General features: G+C 56.1%; 2 rRNA genes. Both read right to left on the reverse strand.

What is annotated here, in order from left to right:
• Positions 1–20: 20 nt before the first annotated feature.
• Positions 21–136, reverse strand: a 5S ribosomal RNA gene (gene rrf, locus FVV99_RS18425).
• 79 nt (positions 137–215) lie between these two features.
• Positions 216–3,104 (reverse strand): 23S ribosomal RNA (locus FVV99_RS18430).
• Between the last annotated feature and the right edge of the window lie 125 nt (positions 3,105–3,229).

The following is a 3,229-nucleotide window of genomic DNA, read 5'->3' on the forward strand; positions in this document are numbered from 1 at the left end:
CGGGGCTTGTTTCGATAAGGGCCTGACGATGACCTACTCTCGCATGGGGAAGCCCCACACTACCATCGGCGCTGAGCGGTTTCACGACTGAGTTCGGCATGGGGTCAAGTGGTTCCCGCTCGCTATCGTCGTCAGGCAAAAAAACCCATGAATCATGCCGACCCTACGCTCTCAAACCCGTCCATCGAGCCAGCTCACCATCCCCTCGGGGTTATATGGTCAAGCCGCACGGATCATTAGTACCGGTTAGCTTAACGCCTCGCAGCGCCTCCACACCCGGCCTATCAACCAGCTCGTCTTGCTGGATCCTTCAGGAGGCTTAATGCCTCGGGGACGTCTCATCTTGAAGGGGGCTTCCCGCTTAGATGCTTTCAGCGGTTATCCCGTCCGCACTTAGCTACCCGGCTGTGCCACTGGCGTGACAACCGGACCACCAGCGGTGCGTCCACTCCGGTCCTCTCGTACTAGGAGCAGCCCTTCGCAAACGTCCAACGCCCACGGCAGATAGGGACCGAACTGTCTCACGACGTTCTAAACCCAGCTCGCGTACCACTTTAAATGGCGAACAGCCATACCCTTGGGACCGACTTCAGCCCCAGGATGTGATGAGCCGACATCGAGGTGCCAAACACCGCCGTCGATGTGAACTCTTGGGCGGTATCAGCCTGTTATCCCCGGAGTACCTTTTATCCGTTGAGCGATGGCCCTTCCATTCAGAACCACCGGATCACTAGAACCTACTTTCGTACCTGCTCGACGTGTCTGTCTCGCAGTCAAGCACCCTTATGCTCTTGCACGCCATGCACGATTTCCAACCGTGCTGAGGGTACCTTCGTGCTCCTCCGTTACGCTTTGGGAGGAGACCGCCCCAGTCAAACTACCCACCACACACTGTCCTCGACCCGGATAACGGGCCCAAGTGAGAACGCCCATGATGCCAGGCTGGTATTTCAAGGTCGGCTCCCGACGAACTGGCGTCCGCCGTTCCTAGCCTCCCAGCTATCCTACACAAGCAACATCAGCGTCCAGTGTGAAGCTGTAGTAAAGGTTCACGGGGTCTTTCCGTCTAGCCGCGGGTACACCGCATCTTCACGGCGATTTCAATTTCACTGAGTCTCGGGTGGAGACAGCGTGGCCATCATTACGCCATTCGTGCAGGTCGGAACTTACCCGACAAGGAATTTCGCTACCTTAGGACCGTTATAGTTACGGCCGCCGTTTACCGGGGCTTCGATCAAGCGCTTCGCCGGAGCTAACGCCATCACTTAACCTTCCGGCACCGGGCAGGCGTCACACCCTATACGTCCGCTTGCGCGTTAGCAGAGTGCTGTGTTTTTAATAAACAGTTGCAGCCACCTGGTTTCTGCGACCGCCTTCCGCTCCAGCCGCAAGGGCCTTCACGTACCGGCGGCGTGCCTTCTCCCGAAGTTACGGCACCATTTTGCCTAGTTCCTTCACCCGAGTTCTCTCAAGCGCCTGGGGATTCTCACCCTGACCACCTGTGTCGGTTTGCGGTACGGTCCCAACGTATCTGTCGCTTAGAGGCTTTTCCTGGAAGCATGGCATCAATGACTTCCACCCCATAGGGTGTTCGTCTCGTATCTCGGCCTCGGGAATCCGGATTTGCCTGAATCCCCAGCCTACATACTTTCACCAGGACGACCAACGCCTGGCTCACCTAGCCTTCTTCGTCCCCCCTTCGCAATACGTTGAGGTACGGGAATATTAACCCGTTTCCCATCGACTACGCCTTTCGGCCTCGCCTTAGGGGCCGACTCACTCTGCTCCGATTGACGTCGAACAGAAACCCTGGGTCTTCCGGCGTGCGGGGTTTTCACCCGCATTATCGTTACTCATGTCAGCATTCGCACTCGTGATACCTCCAGCAAGCCTCTCGACTCACCTTCATCGGCGTACACGACGCTCCTCTACCGCGTATTCCGAAGAATACGCCCGTAGCTTCGGCACCTGGTTTAGCCCCGTTACATCTTCCGCGCAGGCCGACTCGACTAGTGAGCTATTACGCTTTCTTTCAAGGATGGCTGCTTCTAAGCCAACCTCCTAGCTGTCTAAGCCTTCCCACATCGTTTCCCACTTAACCAGAATTTGGGGGCCTTAGCTGACGGTCTGGGTTGTTTCCCTTTTCACAACGGACGTTAGCACCCGCTGTGTGTCTCCCACGCTCCACTCACCGGTATTCGGAGTTTGCCTCGGGTTGGTAAGCCGGGATGGCCCCCTAGCCGAAACAGTGCTCTACCCCCGGCGGTGATACGTGAGGCGCTACCTAAATAGCTTTCGAGGAGAACCAGCTATCTCCGGGCTTGATTAGCCTTTCACTCCGATCCACAAGTCATCCAAATCTTTTTCAACAGATCCTGGTTCGGGCCTCCAGTTGATGTTACTCAACCTTCACCCTGCTCATGGATAGATCGCCCGGTTTCGGGTCTATATCCAGCGACTGCGCGCCCAGTTAAGACTCGGTTTCCCTACGCCTCCCCTAATCGGTTAAGCTCGCCACTGAATATAAGTCGCTGACCCATTATACAAAAGGTACGCGGTCACCAGCCTAAGCCAGCTCCCACTGCTTGTACGCATACGGTTTCAGGGTCTATTTCACTCCCCTCTCCGGGGTTCTTTTCGCCTTTCCCTCACGGTACTGGTTCACTATCGGTCAGCCAGGAGTATTTAGCCTTGGAGGATGGGCCCCCCATCTTCAGTCAGGGTTACACGTGCCCCGACCTACTCGTTTTCACGCGATCGGATTTTCGGCTACGGGGCTATCACCCGCTATGGCGGAGCTTCCCAACTCCTTCGCCTAATCCGTCACACGCTTAAGGGCTACTCCCCGGTCGCTCGCCGCTACTGGGGGAATCTCGGTTGATTTCTGTTCCTCGGGGTACTGAGATGTTTCAGTTCCCCCGGTTCGCCTCACATCCCTATGGATTCAGAATGTGATACTCATCTTGTGATGAGTGGGTTTCCCCATTCAGAGATCGCCGGGTCACAGGTCGTTTGCCACCTCGCCGACGCTTATCGCAGGCTCCCACGTCTTTCATCGCCTCTGGCTGCCTAGGCATCCACCGTATGCGCTTACTCGCTTGACCATATAACCCGAAGGAGACGGTCTACGAGCTCGCTCGATAATTGCCGGACACGCTTGAGAGCGTATCTTTCATGTCAGCATGATTCATGTTGTTAAAGAGCCACTGTCAATCGACAGTCACAAACC

The organism is Aidingimonas lacisalsi (assembly GCF_008079445.1).
In the GTDB taxonomy this organism is placed as follows: Bacteria; Pseudomonadota; Gammaproteobacteria; order Pseudomonadales; family Halomonadaceae; genus Aidingimonas; species Aidingimonas lacisalsi.